Annotated in this window: 1 CRISPR repeat array. The window is 33.9% G+C overall.

Annotated features, from left to right (window positions below):
- Positions 1-33 precede the first annotated feature (33 nt).
- A CRISPR array of direct repeats spans positions 34-1,080; the repeat unit is 47 nt; unit sequence GTTGTGAATTGCTTTCAATTTGTATATTTAATGCGGTCTTTGACATG.
- Positions 1,081-1,215 lie beyond the last annotated feature (135 nt).

Genomic DNA, 1,215 nt, shown 5'->3' with positions numbered 1-1,215 from the left:
ATGAAATTTATTTTTTAGTGAACGTTCCGAAATGTTGTGAATTGCTTTCAATTTGTATATTTAATGCGGTCTTTGACATGAAATTTATTTTTTAGTGAACGTTCCGAAATGTTGTGAATTGCTTTCAATTTGTATATTTAATGCGGTCTTTGACATGTAATAATCACTTAGTAGGAGAAGCAAGGAAGTTGTGAATTGCTTTCAATTTGTATATTTAATGCGGTCTTTGACATGAATCGTTTTCAGCGAGTTTAAATTTCATGAGTTGTGAATTGCTTTCAATTTGTATATTTAATGCGGTCTTTGACATGCCCCAATGCATGCGTATCCCTGTAAAATGCGTTGTGAATTGCTTTCAATTTGTATATTTAATGCGGTCTTTGACATGTTCCATCGGTGTCGAATGTGACATTTTCTGGTTGTGAATTGCTTTCAATTTGTATATTTAATGCGGTCTTTGACATGCCTTCGGGAGGAGCGCCAATACCAAGCCCGGTTGTGAATTGCTTTCAATTTGTATATTTAATGCGGTCTTTGACATGAAGTAATGTGTTTATATCCACGTAGAATTGGTTGTGAATTGCTTTCAATTTGTATATTTAATGCGGTCTTTGACATGGTTCAGCCAAACTTCCTTTCCTGAGCTGTTGTTGTGAATTGCTTTCAATTTGTATATTTAATGCGGTCTTTGACATGCAATCCCCCAGTTTGTTTGCTTAAACTCCTGTTGTGAATTGCTTTCAATTTGTATATTTAATGCGGTCTTTGACATGCCAAAAATGTTTGATTCAGATATTGAATGGGTTGTGAATTGCTTTCAATTTGTATATTTAATGCGGTCTTTGACATGAACATCTAACGAATTGGCTGATCTGGAGGTGTTGTGAATTGCTTTCAATTTGTATATTTAATGCGGTCTTTGACATGTTTGCGTCCTTCTGAACTTTACTAGCCATGTTGTGAATTGCTTTCAATTTGTATATTTAATGCGGTCTTTGACATGGCCCATTAATTTCTAAATTCATTTTACTTCGTTGTGAATTGCTTTCAATTTGTATATTTAATGCGGTCTTTGACATGTTCGGGGTAAATATAACCACAAGTAGGGCAGTTGTGAATTGCTTTCAATTTGTATATTTAGGCTTTCCCTGTAAATCACTTTCGTGTATGGTTATACATTAAAAAATGAAATAATATTCAAAAGCTGTATCATTC

This window comes from Saccharicrinis sp. 156, from assembly GCF_050589685.1.
GTDB lineage: Bacteria > Bacteroidota > Bacteroidia > Bacteroidales > Marinilabiliaceae > Saccharicrinis.
Note: the sequence above shows the minus strand (reverse complement) of the source record. Positions and strands in the feature narration are given on the sequence as shown.